The organism is Microbaculum mangrovi (genome assembly GCF_051390635.1).
Lineage (GTDB): Bacteria > Pseudomonadota > Alphaproteobacteria > Rhizobiales > Tepidamorphaceae > Microbaculum.
Genome location: NZ_JBPODT010000004.1, coordinates 165691 through 179786 on the forward strand (window position 1 = coordinate 165691; position 14096 = coordinate 179786).

Here is a 14096-nt window from a genome sequence, read left to right on the forward strand (position 1 = left end):
GAGGAAGGTTCAGTCGGCGCGCCCTGCGCGCTTCGGATCATTTCTCCGCGCGCCGACCTCCATTCCCCGCATTCATATTCCTAAAGCCGTATGTGTCACAAGCCGCCGCATCGACCATGACTACGATCAATCCCCGAAAACGGATCAGTCATTTTTCCTTCGGTCCCAATGATCCGCCGCTGTTTTCTTGCCGTATTCGTCGCGGTATCAAGGGGATCCTGCGGCGTGTATGCGACCTTTGAGATGAGCGAGCCCACGAGCGAACACGGTCCGGCGACGCACGGCGACGCCATGACCATGCTGCTCGTCCGCATCGGGGAATCGCGGGACCGGGAGGCCTTCAAGGCTCTGTTCGTGCATTTCGCGCCGCGCGTGAAGCATCTGTTGATGCGCAAGGGCGCCGACTCGGCCCTCGCCGAGGAGCTGATGCAGGACACGATGCTCTCGGTATGGACCAAGGCATCGATGTACCAACCGGGCCGAGGATCGGCCGCCACCTGGATCTTCACCATCGCGCGCAACCTGCGCATCGACCGGTTGCGGCGCGAATCCGTGCAGTATTTCGACGATGTGAACGATCTGGAAATCGCCGAGGATCACGCCGGCAACGAACGCAGGGTGGTCGCGCAGGACGACGCGGTATCGGCGCGACAGGAACAGACGCTGGTGACGCGGGCGCTCGCCGAACTGCCGCCCGAACAGGCCGAGGTCATCCGGCTGTCCTTCATCGACGACCTGTCGCAGCGCGACATCGCGGGGCGGCTCGGCGTTCCGCTCGGCACGGTGAAATCGCGCATGCGGCTGGCCTACGACAAGCTTCGACACGTACTCGAGGGCGAGATTTGAGCATCCACCATCATCTCGACGATGCGACGATCATGGCCTATGCCGCCGGCACGCTGCGCGAGGCCCTTTGCGTTGCCGTCGCCGCCCACGTCGCCATCTGCCCGCGGTGCCGCGCGGCGGTTCGCACCGCCGAGGCCACGGGCGGCGCACTGCTCGAGGACATCGATACGGTCGGTCTCGATGCCGATGCGCTCGACCGGGCCATGGCCCGCATCGAGACCCCGGCCGCCGCCCGCCCCGCTATGCCCGAACCGGCGCCGCGAACCCGCGACCCGCGCGTGCCGACGCCGCTGGCGCGCCTGATCGGCGGCGGTCTCGACGAGATCCGCTGGCGCTGGCTCGCGCCCGGCGTGCGCAGCTACGAGATCCCGGTCACGCCCGGCGCCGGCAACCTGCGGCTGTTGCGGATCGCGCCCGGCAAGGCCGTTCCCGAGCACGGACACGGCGGCACCGAGCTGACCCTCATCCTCGCGGGCTCCTATAGCGACGTGACCGGTCACTACGGACCCGGCGACGTCGCCGATCTGGACGAGGACGTCGAGCACGCGCCGATCGTGGATTCGCCGGAGGACTGCATCTGTCTGGTGGCAACCGAATCGCCGACCCGTTTCAAGGGTCTCATCGGCCGGCTGCTGCAGCCCTATTTCCGCATCTGAGGGCCGGGGCCGGTCAGCATGAGCCTGTCCCCCTGGAAGACCGCGTGGATCGTCGGCGCCAGTTCGGGAATCGGCCGGGCCGTGGCCTTGCGTCTTGCCCGGGACGGTGTGCGTGTCGCCGCTTCGGCGCGCGATGTCGCCGCGCTCGAGGACCTGGCGGCCGAAGCCGGGGGCCTGGTCACCGTTCATCCGCTCGACGTCACGGAGGATGGCGCCGCCGCGCGGGTGCTGGGCGAGATCGAGGCGACGCACGGTCCCGTCGACCTTGCGATCCTGTCGGCGGGCATCTGGATGCCGTTCCGGCTCGACGACATCCGTGTCGGCGCCTTTGCCGACAGCGTTGCCGTGAACTATCTCGGCGCCGTCGCCTGCATCGCCGCGCTGCTTCCCGGGATGCGCGACCGCGATGCCGGGCAGATCGCCATCGTCGCCTCGGTCGCCGGCTATTTCGGCCTGCCGAAATCGGCGACCTACGGACCGACCAAGGCGGCGCTGATCAACCTCGCGGAATCGCTGCGCACCGAGATGGACGGCTCGGGCGTCACCGTGTCGCTGGTCAATCCCGGCTTCGTCGCAACGCGCCTGACGGAAAAGAACAGCTTCCCGATGCCGTTGCTGATGCAGCCGGATGCCGCCGCCGAACGGATCGCGAAGGGGCTCCGGAGCCGACGCTTCGAGGTCGCCTTCCCGCGCCGGTTCGCCTGGGGCATGAAGCTTCTCGGAGCACTTCCCTATCCCGCTTTCTTCTGGATCGTCCGCAAATTCGTGTCGCGCCGATGAAGACCGCCGAAACCGCCATCGCCGACTACGTGGCCGCGCTCGAGGCGATGCGGCCCGATACGATCGACACGGTGCTCGACCTCTGTGCCGAGACAGTCCGGTTCACCGACCCCTTCAACGACGTGACCGGCAGGGCCGCGTTGCGCCATGTCTTCGAGGACATGTTCGAGAAGGTTTCGGAGCTGACATTCGTCGTCAACGACTGCCACGGCAGCGACCGGACATGGCTGCTGCGCTGGACCTATACGGGCCGCATGGGAGCGTTCGGGCAAACGAGGATCGAGGGCATGAGCCATGTCGTCCTCGACGAGGACAACCGCGTGTGCCGTCACGCCGACTACTGGGACGCCGGCATCCTCTATGAAAAAGTCCCTCTGATCGGCCGGGTCATCCGCGGGATCAGGCGGCGCATCTCGGCAAGCCGCCACCCGCGTCACGGCGGAACAGGATCGTCACCTCGCCAAGCGTGATGCCGAATTTCGACACACGCGCCCGGTTAGCCACGGTATCCTCGTCGATCAGCACCATGCGATCGTCGAACCGGGCAACGAGGCCGCGTCCGCCGACGGTCAGCCTGATCCGATAGGACAACGACACCTCCGGGCCGTTCGCCCGTCCCTCCGCCCGGCCAACCACGTCGTCTGCCATCGCCGAGAAGCGCCCATGGTGCGACGGGTCGATCCGCCAGACGCGGTGTTCGCCGCTACCGTCGTCGTTGCGGAAGGCTTCGGTCATGACGAAGGTGTCGCCCTGCCAGGCGCCGTCTATGACGGCAGAGAAGCGCCGGCGCACGGTGCCAAAACGGTCCTGGAACAGCCCCCAGGCGAACGTGCGGCCGAGGAAATACCGGGTCAGATCGAGCGTGTCGGGCGTGACGTATCGGGCGGCATCGAGCATGGTCTTCCTACTCCCCCTATGCCTACGAAAACGGAGGGGGTCCGGATTTCCCGGATTCCGTTGCTTGGGGCATTCCGGCGGATCACGCCGGCTTGACGAGCCGATAGATGCCGACATCGATGCGCCGCTCCAGGAAGCCCGCCTCGCAATAGGCCAGGTAGTAGTCCCATTTGCGGCGGAAGTGCTCGTCGAAGCCAAGCGCGGCGATCTGCGGCCAGGCGGCGAGGAACCGGGCCCGCCACTCGCGCAGCGTCCGCGCGTAGCTGTCGGCGAAGGTCTCGGCGCCATCGAGCGCCAGTCCGGCGTCGCGGGCCTGCCGCTCGATAATCTGAGCGGTCGGCAGCATGCCACCGGGGAAGATGTAGCGCTGGATGAAATCCACGCCGCGGCGATAGCGCTCGAAAAACGGCTCGGCAATGGTGATCGCCTGAACGGCGGCGACGCCGGAGGCCTTGAGGCGCCGGGCCAATGTCGAAAAATAGGCCGGCCAATGCGCCTCGCCGACCGCCTCGATCATCTCGATGGAGGCGATGCGATCGTAGGCTCCCCGGCAATCGCGGTAGTCCTCGTAGCGCAGGTCGCAGCGATCGGCGAGACCGGCCTTGTCGATGCGCTCGCGCGCATAGGCGAGCTGGGCGCGCGACAGGCTGATGGCGGTAACGCGGGCGTCGTGGGCGCCGGCGGCGACCTCGGCGAAGCCGCCCCAGCCGCAGCCGATCTCGAGAACGTCATGGCCGCACTCGAGGTCGAGCGCGTCGACGATCTTGCGGTACTTGGCCTGCTGGGCCGAGGCGAGATCGTTGGCGCCGTCCTCGTAATAGGCGCTCGAGTAGGTCATGCCGTCGTCGAGCCACAGCCGGTAGAAGGCGTTCGACAGGTCGTAGTGGTCGGCGATGTTGCGCCGCGCACCCGAACGCGTGTTGTCGCGCAGCAGGTGATAGAAGCGGTCGGGCAGGCGGACGCGGAACAGCCCCGATCCCGCCTCGCCGAACCCCTGCTGGTTGTCGAGGAAGAAGCGCAGGAAGGCGACCAGGTCCGGCGTGGTCAGGTCGCCGTCCATGTAGGCCTGGGCAAAGCCGATCGGGCCGCGCCGGATGCCCTTCGGAATGATCCTCAGATTGGCGAAATCGATCGCCGCGTCGAAGCCCGGCCGGTCGCCATCGAGCCTGAACCGCCGTCCGTCCGGCGCGGTCACCGCGAGCGACCCGCGCAGATCGACCCCGGACACCAGGCGCCGGGTCGCCGAGATGGCAAGGCTGTCGAGCGTGCGCGCGACCATGCCGCGCGGGCGGGACTTTTCGTCGGAGAGGATCGTCAAGCTCATCGCGCCGGGCGCTCCATCTCGAAGGCCGTCGGCAGATAGGTCACCGGCACGTCGGGGGCCGGCGGACGCGGCACCGTGCGAAGACCCTTCAGATAGAGCTTCAGGGCTTCCCAATGGATGCCGGCGGTGACCTTCCAGGTCAGGGCCGGATGGCGCCAAAGCGTGCGGGCGAGCTCATGGTCGTCGAGCGGGCGGCGGGCGCCGACCAGGTGCGCATCGAGAACGGCGCCGGTCTGGTTCGACAGGGACACGCCGACCCGTACGCGCTCGCCGGGCGGGAGGATGCGGAAATCGTAGCGTCCGCCGGCATCGTTGAACGGCGACACGTAGAACCGCTTGGCGCAGTTCTGGCGCACCGGCCTGGCGTCCCGGGCGGCGACCGGCAGCACATAGGTCTTGCGCTCGCCGAAGGTATTGGAGACCTCGTAGACGACGAGGCGCAGGGCGCCGCCGCGATCCAGTCCATAGTAGATGCTGAGCGGATTGAAGACGTATCCCGCCAGCCGCGGCAGGCAGAGCAGCCGGATGCTGGCGACCTCCTCGCTCAGACCCGCCCTGGCGATGACCCGGTCGACGTAGCGCCGCAGCGGCGTGCCGTCGCCGGCGCCGTGATCGCGATCGTGCAGCGAGAACAGGTTGAAGCGGTTGTAGGAGAACAGCCTCAGCCGCGCGTCGAGATCGCCGATCTCGTCGATGTCGATCAGCGCGTAGGTCAGCTTGTAGCGCAGCTCGTGGCCGACCGGCCGGACGCGGCGATGGACGACGACCGCATCGTAGAGGGACGAGCGGAACCCCGTCATTCGGCGGCCTCCGGCAGCGGAACACCGACGCCCGGCGGCGACAGCCGGATGCGATCGGACTCCTCGGCGACCGACCACGGCCGCCGCACGCCGCCGAGCTGCTCGGCCACAGCGAGGCCGGACTGGAGGCCGTCCTCATGGAAGCCGTCGCCGAAATAGCTGCCGCAGAACCAGGTGCGCCGGCGACCCTGCAGGTGCCAGAGGCGCTCGCGGGCGGCCGCGGCGGCGGCGTCGAACACCGGGTGGTCGTAGACGAAGCTGCCGTGCGTCAGCGCGGGATCGGGCATGCGCGGCGGGTTGAGCGTCACAAAGATATCCGTCGACGTGGCAAGTTTCTGCAGGCAGTTCATCCAATAACTGACACACAGGCCGGTTTCGGTGCCGCCGGTCATCTTCAGATAGTTCCAGCTCGCCCACAAGCGCCGCCGGCGCGGCATGAGGGTCTTGTCGGTGTGCAGAACGGCAAGATTCTTCTGGTATCCGAAAGCGCCGAGCAGGTCGCGCTCGACGCCGTCGGCGTCGCCGAGCAGCGCCAGCGCCTGGTCGGCGTGGGTGGCGACGACGACGTGGTCGAAGCGCCGGACGACGCCGTCCTCGCCCTCGACGAACACCTCGGCGCCGCGCCGGGTCACCGTCTTCACGCCGCATCCAAGGTGCAGGTCGGTGCGGGAATCGGCGAGCAGGCGCCGCACGTATTCGCGCCCGCCGCCGGCGACGGTGCGCCAGTGCGGCCGACCGACGAGCTGCAGCAGCCCGTGGTTCCTGTAGAAACGCAGGAAGGAGGCGGCTGGATACTGCAGCATACGGTCCATCGGCGTCGACCAGATCGCGGCGCCCATCGGCAGCAGGTGGTCGTCGATGAAACGGCGGGAATAGCCGGCCTTCGTCAGGGCCTCGCCGAGCGTCAGCGGTCCCTCGTCGCGCTCGATCGCCGCGGGCGCCTCACGGAAAAACTGCAGGATCTCCAGAAACAGGCGCCAATGCTCCAGATCAACCAAATTTCTCGCCTGCCCGAAGAACCCGGCCAGCGAGCCGGAATATTCATAGGCGCCGTCACCGAGCGACAGGGCGAAACTCATCCTGGTGGACCTGCTCTCGACACCGAGATGCCGGAACAGCGCCGTCAGGTTCGGATAGTTCTTCTCGTTGTAGACGATGAAACCGGTGTCGACGGGAATGCGGCCTTCGGCCGTGTCGACGTCGACCGTGTTGGTATGGCCGCCGACATAGGAGGCGCTTTCGAAAACGGTGACGTCATGGGCGCGCGACAGTAGCCAGGCCGCCGAAAGTCCCGAGATCCCAGAGCCGATGACGGCGATTTGCATGTCAGACAGTCCGCTGGATTGCCGCGTATGGCAACCACTACGCGAGAGCAGCGGGCTCGGATCACCGCCTTCGAGGCGGAAGGCGTTCAGGCGCCGTAATAAGCGCGGTACCACGCGACGAAACGGGCGATGCCCTCGTCGAGCGGGGTCGCCGGACGATAGCCGACGGCGGCGGAGAGGTCGGTGACGTCGGCAGCGGTGGCGCGCACGTCGCCGGGCTGCATCGGCTGGTAGTCGCGGACGGCCTTCCTGCCAAGCGCGGCCTCCAGCGTGTCGATCATTTCCTCCAGACCGACCGACCGGTCGTTGCCGATGTTATAGAGCCGCCACGGCGCGGGTGCGGTGGCGGGATCGGGCGTGTGGCCGTTCCACGCTGGATCGGCGACGGGGGGATGGTCGCCGATGCGCACCACGCCTTCGACGATGTCGTCGATATAGGTGAAGCTGCGCCGCATCCTGCCCTCGCCGAACACGGCGATCGGCTCGCCGGCGAGGATCGCCCTGGCGAACAGGAACAGCGCCATGTCGGGCCGACCCCACGGGCCGTAGACGGTGAAGAAGCGCAGGCCCGTCGCGGGAAGGTCGAACAGGTGACTGTAGGAATGGGCCATCAGCTCATTGGCCCGCTTGGTCGCGCCGTAGAGACTGACGGGATGGTCGGCCGGCATATGCTCGCCGAACGGCTCCGCCGTCACGGCGCCGTACACCGAGCTCGACGAGGCGTAGACCAGATGGCGCACGCCATGGTGGCGGCAGCCCTCCAGAACATTGACGAAGCCGGCGACGTTGGCGCTGACATAGTCCTGGGGGGCATGCAGCGAATGGCGCACGCCGGCCTGGGCGGCGAGATGGATGACGAGGTTCGGCTCGTGCGCCTCGAAGATGACCGCCATCTCCTTGCGGTCGGCGATGTCGGCCCTGCGGAACACGAACCCGTCGAATCTCGCCAGCTCGGCGAGGCGGGCGCGTTTCAGCTCCGGATCGTAGTAGGCGTTGAGATTGTCGATGCCGACCACGCGCCGACCGGCTTCCAGATAGCGCCGCGCCACGTGGTAGCCGATGAACCCTGCCGCCCCCGTGACGAGGATGGGACGGTCGGCAAAGGCTGCTGCGGGCAGGGTCGCTTGCATGACGACGTTTACAGACTCCAGTAGGTGACGCCGGGCGGCATGTCCGCCGGCTCCACGGCAGAGGTGATGTCGACGAACAGACCACCGTCGCGCAGCGCACCGAGCAGACCGCCGCGCCCCGCATCCAGGTAGGAGCGGTGAGGGGCGGCCAGGATCAGCGCGTCGAGATCGCGTAGCGCCTCGTCCGGCGACAGTTCGAGCCCGGTCTCCTCGGCGAAGGCGCGCGCGTCGGCGAGCGGATCGTTGAGCAGCACCCGGGCACCGAACGCGGCAAGCTCGCGGGCGATCGCCGGAACCCGGCTGTTGCGGGTGTCGGACACGTCCGGCTTGAAGGTGACGCCGCAAATGGCGATCCGCGCCTCGGACAGTGCCATGCCGGCACACGACAGCCGCCGCGCCACCTCGCCGGCGATATAGGCGCTCATGCCGTCGTTGATGCGCCGGCCGGCCAGGATCATCTGCGGATGATGGCCGGCGGTCTCCGCGCGTGCCGCAAGCCAGTAGGGATCGACACCGACGCAATGGCCGCCGACGAGGCCCGGCTTGAAGGGCAGGAAGTTCCACTTGGTCTCGGCGGCGCGCAGCACGTCGGCGGTGCGGATGCCGATCCGGTTGCAGATCATGGCGAGTTCGTTCATCAGCGCGATGTTGATGTCGCGCTGTGTGTTCTCCAGCACCTTCGCCGCCTCGGCGACCGGGATCGATCCGGCCCGGTGGACCCCGGCGGGCACCACAGCCTCGTAGGCGCGCGCGACACGCTCCAGCGTATCGGCATCCTCGCCGGCCACCACCTTGACGATCGACTCAAAGCCGTGGGCGGTGTCGCCGGGATTGATGCGTTCGGGCGAATAGCCGAGGAAGAAGTCGACGCCGCGCCTGAGCCCGGAGACGGATTCGAGCAACGGACCGCAGACCTCTTCGGTCGCGCCCGGATAGACGGTCGACTCGAAGACGACCACAGCCCGCTTCGACAGGTGCCGGCCGACCATCTCACAGGCGGCCCGAAGCGGCCCGAAGTCGGGACGGCGATGGTCGTCGATCGGGGTCGGCACCGCGACGACGACAAAGCTCGCCCCGCGCAGTTGCCGCGCATCCGTGGTGAAGGTCGCGCGGGTAGACCGCAGATCGGCGGAATCGACGTCGCCGTTGGCGTCGTTTCCCGAAATCAGGTCGTCGACGCGGCGCGCCTCGCGATCGAAGCCGATCGTCCCCTCGTAGCGACGGGCGAAAGCCAGAAGCACGGGCAAGCCGACATAGCCCAATCCGACAACCGCTATGCGTTCTTCCATCTGTTCCCGTCTGCCGAAACTCACGCAAAATCGGGCCGACCAAACGATCCTCGCAAGGACCGGCGGCGCCGCGCCGCATCACTAGAGCATGTAGCGGCGGACGAACAAGTGCGGAGGTAACATCTGCGACCTTTTCATTCCGTGGCAAACCACCGTAACATCCGTCCGGTACAGTGGCGTTGTCGCGGGGGAATCAAGGCGTGAGCATTCTGTCGGTCGAGGATCTGACGATCGACTTCAAGTCGATGGAAGGCGGCTTGCGCGCCGTCGACCGAGCAAGCTTTTCCATCGCGCCGGGCCGCACGACGGCACTTGTCGGCGAGTCGGGCTCCGGGAAAACGGTCATTTCGCAGGCGATAATGGGCATTTTGCCCGCGGCGGCGGATATCATTGATGGCCGCATCCTGTTCGATGATCCCTCGGACGCGGAAATCACCGATATCGCCAAGCTCGATCCGGCCGGTCGCAGAATGCGCGACCTCAGAGGCAACCGGATCGCCATCGTCTTCCAGGAGCCGATGACGTCGCTGTCGCCGCTGCACACCGTCGGCGACCAGATCGGCGAGGCGGCCCGCCTCCACCTGGGTCTGACCGGTGCGCAGTCGCGCGCAGCCACGCGCGACATGCTGCGACTCGTCCAGTTCCCCGATCCGGAGCGGGCGCTGGACACCTTTCCCTTCGAGCTATCGGGCGGCTTGCGCCAGCGCGCGGTGATCGCCATGGCCCTCATCTGCCGGCCCGCGCTACTGATCGCCGATGAACCGACGACCGCGCTGGACGTCACGATCCAGGCCGAGATCCTGCGGCTGATGAGCCAGCTGCAGTCCGAGCTCGGGATGTCGATCCTCCTCATCACCCACGATTTCGGCGTCGTCGCCAACATGGCCGAGGACGTGGTGGTGATCTATCGCGGCCGGATCATGGAATCGGGACCGGTCGACGAGATCTTCCGTAACCCCCAGCACCCCTATCTAAAGGCGCTGCTGCACGCGGTTCCGCGTTTCGACATGAAGCCCGGCGAGCGGCTGGTGCCGCTGCGCGAGATCAAGCCGGAGGCGACCGGGCACCTGATGAAGCCGCGCGAAAGTTCCGGCGAACTCGGCGAACCGATCATGGCCGTCGACCGGATCTCGAAGAGCTTCGTGTTGCGTAGCGGCGGCCCGTTCCGCCCGCCGCGAACGGTGCAGGCGCTCGACGCGGTGAGCTTCACCGTGAAACGCGGAGAATGCCTCGGCCTGGTGGGCGAATCGGGCTCCGGGAAGACCACCACCGCCATGGCCATGCTCAAGGCGCTCAAGGTCGACCAGGGCCAGATCCTCTACGACATGAACGGAGACGCGGCAGGTGGCATGCGCGATATCGCGACCCTTCAGGGCGAGGACCTGATGGAGTTCCGGCGCAAGATCCAGGTCGTGTTCCAGGATCCGTTCTCCTCGCTCAACCCGCGCATGACAATCTACGACATCCTGTCGGAGCCCTACATCATCCACCGGACCTGCGGGGTTCAGGAACGCAATGAACGGATCGCCGAGCTGATGCGGCTCGTCGGCCTCGACGAGAAGCATCTCGGCCGCTATCCGCATTCGTTTTCCGGTGGACAACGACAACGCATCGGCATCGCCCGGGCGCTGGCGCTCGGACCGGAGGTCATCCTTTGCGACGAGCCCGTGTCCGCCCTCGACGTCTCGGTGCAGGCCCAGATCCTCAACCTTCTCAAGGACCTGCAGGAAAAGCTCGGCCTCACCTACGTGTTCGTCAGCCACAACCTGGCCGTCGTCGACTACATTTCCGACCGGATCGCGGTGATGTGCCGGGGCATGGTCGTCGAGCTGGCGGACAAATCTTCGTTGATCAGTGATCCGCGCCACCCCTATACCCAGGCTCTGCTGGCGGCCGTGCCCGAACCGAGTCTCGACAACCTGCTCGATTTCGAGGCGTTGTCGGCCGGACGCGCATCGGACCCGCGGGCATGGCCGGAGCCGTTCGGGCCGCGCCCGGGGCCGGCGCCGGAACTCACTGAGGTTGCCCCCGGTCATTTCGTGCTAGCCCCCGGACTCAAGCAAGCCGCGGCGGCCTAAAAGGGAGAAACGTCGGATGTGGAGTCGCGTCGGATCGCTCGCAGCGATATTGGCCTGCTCACTCGCCCTGTCGGCCGGGGGGGCGCAGGGCCTCGACCTCAAGGAAACAGAGACCCTCGGTCGTACCCATGATGTATCGACCCTCCCGCCTGTCGCCGAACGGCTGCCGGCGCAGCCGCTGGTCGTCGACCTGAAGGCGAAGGGCCGCGAGCCCGGCACGCCTGGCGGCGACCTGGAGACGCTGATTGGCCGGGCCAAGGACGCCCGCCTGATCAATGTGTGGGGATATGCCCGGCTCGTCGGCTACGACGAGAAGCTCAACATCGTTCCGGACATCCTGGAGAGCATCGCGGTCGAGGACGACAAGGCTTTCACCCTGCATCTGCGCAAGGGCCACAAGTGGTCGGACGGCGCGCCGTTCACCTCGGAGGACATCCGTTACTGGTGGGAGGACATCGTCGGCGAACCCTCGCTCACGCCCGCCGGCCCGGCGCCCTTCATGATGGTCGACGGCAAGCCGCCCAAATTCGAGGTGGTCGACGAAACGACGGTCCGCTTCACCTGGGACGGGCCGAACCCGCTGTTCCTGCCGACGCTGGCCTCGGCGAGCCCGCCGTTCATCTATCGTCCGGCGCACTACCTGAAGCAGTTCCACATCAAGTACGGCGACAAGGACGAGATTCAGAAGCTCGTCGAAAAGTACCGCGCCTCGAGCTGGGCTGCGGTGCATAACGGCCTCGACGAGATGTACAACGCCAAGAACGCGGACCTTCCGACGCTGCAGCCCTGGAAATTCCAGAGCGACGGCGACGGACAGCGCTACGTCATGGTGCGCAATCCCTACTATCACCGCGTCGACTCCGACGGACACCAGCTTCCCTATATCGACCAGGTGATTATGTCGGTGACCGACGGGCGGCTGATCGCCACCAAGACGCAGGCCGGCGAAAGCGATCTGCAGGCCCGCGGCCTGTCGCTGTCGGATGCCACCGTCCTGAAGCGCGGCGAGGCGAAGCAGGACTACAAGACGCTGCTGTGGCCGCTCTCCTATGCCTCGCAGGTGGCGCTGTATCCCAACCTCACCGTCAAGGACCCGATGTGGCGGACGCTGCTAAGGGATGCCCGCTTCCGCCATGCGCTGTCGCTCGCCATCGACCGCGATCACATCAACCGGGCGATCTATCTGGGTCTCGGCACGACCGGCAACAACACGGTGCTGCCGGATAGCCCGCTGTTCGAGGAGCGGTTCCGTACCGAGCACGCCGCCCTCGATATCGAGGGCGCCAACAAGCGGCTCGACGAAATCGGCCTGACCGAGCGCAACCAGGACGGCATCCGGCTGCTGCCGAACGGCAGGCCGCTGGAAATCATCGTCGAGACCGCCGGCGAAAGCCAGGAACAGCTCGACGTGCTGGAGCTGATCGCCGGCGACTGGAAGCAGATCGGCGTCGCCCTGTTCCCCAAGCCTTCGCAGCGGGACGTGATCTTCAATCGCGCGCTGTCCGGCGAGCTGGTGATGGGCGTCTGGTCTGGCTGGGACAACGGTATCGCCACCGAGGCGATGCCGCCCGACGAGCTCGCTCCGGTGCACGGCGATTCCTCGCTGGTGTGGCCCGCCTGGGGCGATTACTGGGAAAGCCATGAAGCGTCCGGCGAGCCCGTCGACTATCCGCCGGCCGAGGAACTCCTGGAGCTCTACCAGCGCTGGCTGCAATCGGTGAGCGCCGCCGAGCGGACGGATATCTGGAAGAAAATGCTGGAGATCCACGCCCGCGAAACGCTCATCATCGGCACGGTCAGCGGCGTTCGCCAACCCGTCGCCGTGAAGAACAACGTCAAGAACGTTCCGGTGAACGCGTTCTACGGCTGGAACCCGGGCGCTCAGTTCGGCATCTGGCGGATGGACGAGTTCTGGATCGACAACTAATCGGACTTACGTGATGCTCGTCTACACCCTCCGACGTATCGCCGGAATGGTGCCGACGCTTCTGGCGATCAGCTTCCTCGTGTTTTTCGTGATCGAGCTGCCGCCGGGGGACTACCTGTCGAACCAGATCGCCCAGCTCAAGGCGCAGGGCGAGGCCTCGAGCGTGGCCCGCCTCGAGTTCCTGCGCCAGGAGTTCGCCCTCGATGAGCCGTTCTGGAAACGCTATCTGATCTGGATCGGCGCCTGGTCCGGTCCGCACGGCTTTTCGGGGCTCATTCAAGGCGACTGGGGGTGGTCGTTCGAATTCGCCCGCCCGGTCGAGGAGGTGGTCGGGCCGACCCTGCTCCTGACCGTCATCCTGAACTTCACCACGGTGCTGTTCGTCTACATCGTGTCGTTCCCGATCGGCATCTATTCGGCGACCCGGCAGTACAGCTGGGGCGACTACGGCTTCACGCTGCTGGGCTATATCGGCCTCGCCACGCCAAACTTCCTGCTCGGGCTGATCATGCTCTACCTGTCGAACCAGTGGTTCGGCCTGTCGGTCGGCGGCCTGATGGCGCCGGAGTTCGTCGGCCAGCCGTGGAGCACCGACAAGGTCCTGTCGGTCCTCGCCCATCTGATCATTCCGACCATCGTCATCGGAACGTCCGGCACGGCGGGCATGATCCGCCGCCTCCGCGCCAACCTGCTCGACGAGCTGCACAAGCAGTACGTCACGACCGCCCGCTCCAAGGGGCTGGCGGAAACCAAGCTGCTGGTCAAATACCCGATGCGCATGGCACTCAACCCGTTCATCGCCGATATCGGCAACATCATTCCCTCGCTCGTGTCGGGCTCGGTGATCGTTTCGGTCGTGCTCAATCTGCCGACCGTCGGTCCGATCCTGCTCACCGCGCTGCAAAGCCAGGACCAGTTCCTGGCCGGCTTCATCATCCTGTTCGTGTCGGTCCTGACACTGGTCGGCATGCTCATTTCCGATCTGTTGCTGGCCGTGGTCGACCCACGGATCCGGCTCGGCGCCGAGGCAGGCCGGTGAGAGAT

13 protein-coding genes are annotated in these 14096 nt (G+C 66.6%); 7 read left to right on the top strand and 6 right to left on the bottom strand.

Annotation, left to right across the window (positions count from 1 at the left end; translation table 11 throughout):
* Window positions 1-243: 243 nt before the first annotated feature.
* Genes ACSF9G_RS17565 through ACSF9G_RS17580 form a run of 4 tightly spaced genes read left to right on the top strand, consistent with a single transcriptional unit; the run spans window position 244 to window position 2752 of the window.
* Window positions 244-846: a sigma-70 family RNA polymerase sigma factor gene (locus ACSF9G_RS17565; RefSeq protein WP_436643418.1), complete on the top strand. Its 603-nt coding sequence runs from the start codon at window positions 244-246 to the stop codon at window positions 844-846.
* The gene (locus tag ACSF9G_RS17570; RefSeq protein ID WP_436643419.1) at window positions 843-1502 is read left to right on the top strand and encodes a ChrR family anti-sigma-E factor; all 660 of its coding nucleotides are present in this window, start codon (window positions 843-845) and stop codon (window positions 1500-1502) included. Before ACSF9G_RS17565 ends, ACSF9G_RS17570 begins: the two co-directional genes overlap by 4 nt.
* Window positions 1503-1520: 18 nt before the next feature.
* Window positions 1521-2282: an SDR family NAD(P)-dependent oxidoreductase gene (locus tag ACSF9G_RS17575; RefSeq protein WP_436643420.1), complete on the top strand. Its 762-nt coding sequence runs from the start codon at window positions 1521-1523 to the stop codon at window positions 2280-2282.
* Window positions 2279-2752 (top strand): nuclear transport factor 2 family protein, encoded by a 474-nt coding sequence (locus ACSF9G_RS17580; RefSeq protein ID WP_436643421.1) that lies wholly within the window; start codon window positions 2279-2281, stop codon window positions 2750-2752. Before ACSF9G_RS17575 ends, ACSF9G_RS17580 begins: the two co-directional genes overlap by 4 nt.
* Here the strand turns inward: ACSF9G_RS17580 and ACSF9G_RS17585 are convergent.
* The 6 genes from ACSF9G_RS17585 to ACSF9G_RS17610 all read right to left on the bottom strand — a co-directional run bounded on the left by ACSF9G_RS17585 (window position 2682) and on the right by ACSF9G_RS17610 (window position 9047).
* The gene (locus tag ACSF9G_RS17585) at window positions 2682-3179 is read right to left on the bottom strand and encodes a DUF3833 family protein (protein ID WP_436643422.1); all 498 of its coding nucleotides are present in this window, start codon (window positions 3177-3179) and stop codon (window positions 2682-2684) included. The genes ACSF9G_RS17580 and ACSF9G_RS17585 overlap by 71 nt on opposite strands.
* 82 nt (window positions 3180-3261) lie before the next feature.
* Window positions 3262-4503 (bottom strand): class I SAM-dependent methyltransferase, encoded by a 1242-nt coding sequence (locus ACSF9G_RS17590; protein ID WP_436643423.1) that lies wholly within the window; start codon window positions 4501-4503, stop codon window positions 3262-3264.
* A complete protein-coding gene (locus ACSF9G_RS17595) occupies window positions 4500-5303 on the bottom strand; it encodes a DUF1365 domain-containing protein (protein ID WP_436643424.1) in 804 nt (267 codons plus the stop codon). Before ACSF9G_RS17595 ends, ACSF9G_RS17590 begins: the two co-directional genes overlap by 4 nt.
* The gene (locus ACSF9G_RS17600; protein ID WP_436643425.1) at window positions 5300-6628 is read right to left on the bottom strand and encodes an NAD(P)/FAD-dependent oxidoreductase; all 1329 of its coding nucleotides are present in this window, start codon (window positions 6626-6628) and stop codon (window positions 5300-5302) included. The genes ACSF9G_RS17595 and ACSF9G_RS17600 overlap by 4 nt, the downstream gene beginning before the upstream one ends.
* An 86-nt stretch (window positions 6629-6714) precedes the next feature.
* Window positions 6715-7758, bottom strand: a complete 1044-nt coding sequence (locus ACSF9G_RS17605) for an NAD-dependent epimerase (RefSeq protein ID WP_436643426.1) — start codon at window positions 7756-7758, stop codon at window positions 6715-6717.
* Window positions 7759-7766: 8 nt separating this feature from the next.
* The gene (locus tag ACSF9G_RS17610) at window positions 7767-9047 is read right to left on the bottom strand and encodes a nucleotide sugar dehydrogenase (protein WP_436643427.1); all 1281 of its coding nucleotides are present in this window, start codon (window positions 9045-9047) and stop codon (window positions 7767-7769) included.
* 200 nt (window positions 9048-9247) lie between these two features.
* Between ACSF9G_RS17610 and ACSF9G_RS17615 the strand changes: the two genes are divergently transcribed.
* Genes ACSF9G_RS17615 through ACSF9G_RS17625 form a run of 3 tightly spaced genes read left to right on the top strand, consistent with a single transcriptional unit; the run spans window position 9248 to window position 14091 of the window.
* Window positions 9248-11125, top strand: a complete 1878-nt coding sequence (locus tag ACSF9G_RS17615) for an ABC transporter ATP-binding protein (protein ID WP_436643428.1) — start codon at window positions 9248-9250, stop codon at window positions 11123-11125.
* Window positions 11126-11141: 16 nt separating this feature from the next.
* Complete coding sequence (locus ACSF9G_RS17620; RefSeq protein ID WP_436643429.1) at window positions 11142-13052, top strand: ABC transporter substrate-binding protein; 1911 nt, start codon at window positions 11142-11144, stop codon at window positions 13050-13052.
* A 13-nt stretch (window positions 13053-13065) separates the two neighbouring features.
* Window positions 13066-14091 (top strand): ABC transporter permease, encoded by a 1026-nt coding sequence (locus ACSF9G_RS17625; protein ID WP_436643430.1) that lies wholly within the window; start codon window positions 13066-13068, stop codon window positions 14089-14091.
* The last annotated feature ends 5 nt before the right edge of the window (window positions 14092-14096 follow it).

Bases quoted from the DNA above. Each gene is read 5' to 3' on its own strand.
- ACSF9G_RS17565 (WP_436643418.1), top strand. From the start codon at position 244: ATGAGCGAGCCCACGAGCGAACACGGTCCGGCGACGCACGGCGACGCC.
- ACSF9G_RS17575 (WP_436643420.1), top strand. From the start codon at position 1,521: ATGAGCCTGTCCCCCTGGAAGACCGCGTGGATCGTCGGCGCCAGTTCG.
- ACSF9G_RS17580 (WP_436643421.1), top strand. From the start codon at position 2,279: ATGAAGACCGCCGAAACCGCCATCGCCGACTACGTGGCCGCGCTCGAG.
- ACSF9G_RS17585 (WP_436643422.1), bottom strand. From the start codon at position 3,179: ATGCTCGATGCCGCCCGATACGTCACGCCCGACACGCTCGATCTGACC.
- ACSF9G_RS17590 (WP_436643423.1), bottom strand. From the start codon at position 4,503: ATGAGCTTGACGATCCTCTCCGACGAAAAGTCCCGCCCGCGCGGCATG.
- ACSF9G_RS17595 (WP_436643424.1), bottom strand. From the start codon at position 5,303: ATGACGGGGTTCCGCTCGTCCCTCTACGATGCGGTCGTCGTCCATCGC.
- ACSF9G_RS17600 (WP_436643425.1), bottom strand. From the start codon at position 6,628: ATGCAAATCGCCGTCATCGGCTCTGGGATCTCGGGACTTTCGGCGGCC.
- ACSF9G_RS17605 (WP_436643426.1), bottom strand. From the start codon at position 7,758: ATGCAAGCGACCCTGCCCGCAGCAGCCTTTGCCGACCGTCCCATCCTC.
- ACSF9G_RS17610 (WP_436643427.1), bottom strand. From the start codon at position 9,047: ATGGAAGAACGCATAGCGGTTGTCGGATTGGGCTATGTCGGCTTGCCC.
- ACSF9G_RS17620 (WP_436643429.1), top strand. From the start codon at position 11,142: ATGTGGAGTCGCGTCGGATCGCTCGCAGCGATATTGGCCTGCTCACTC.
- ACSF9G_RS17625 (WP_436643430.1), top strand. From the start codon at position 13,066: ATGCTCGTCTACACCCTCCGACGTATCGCCGGAATGGTGCCGACGCTT.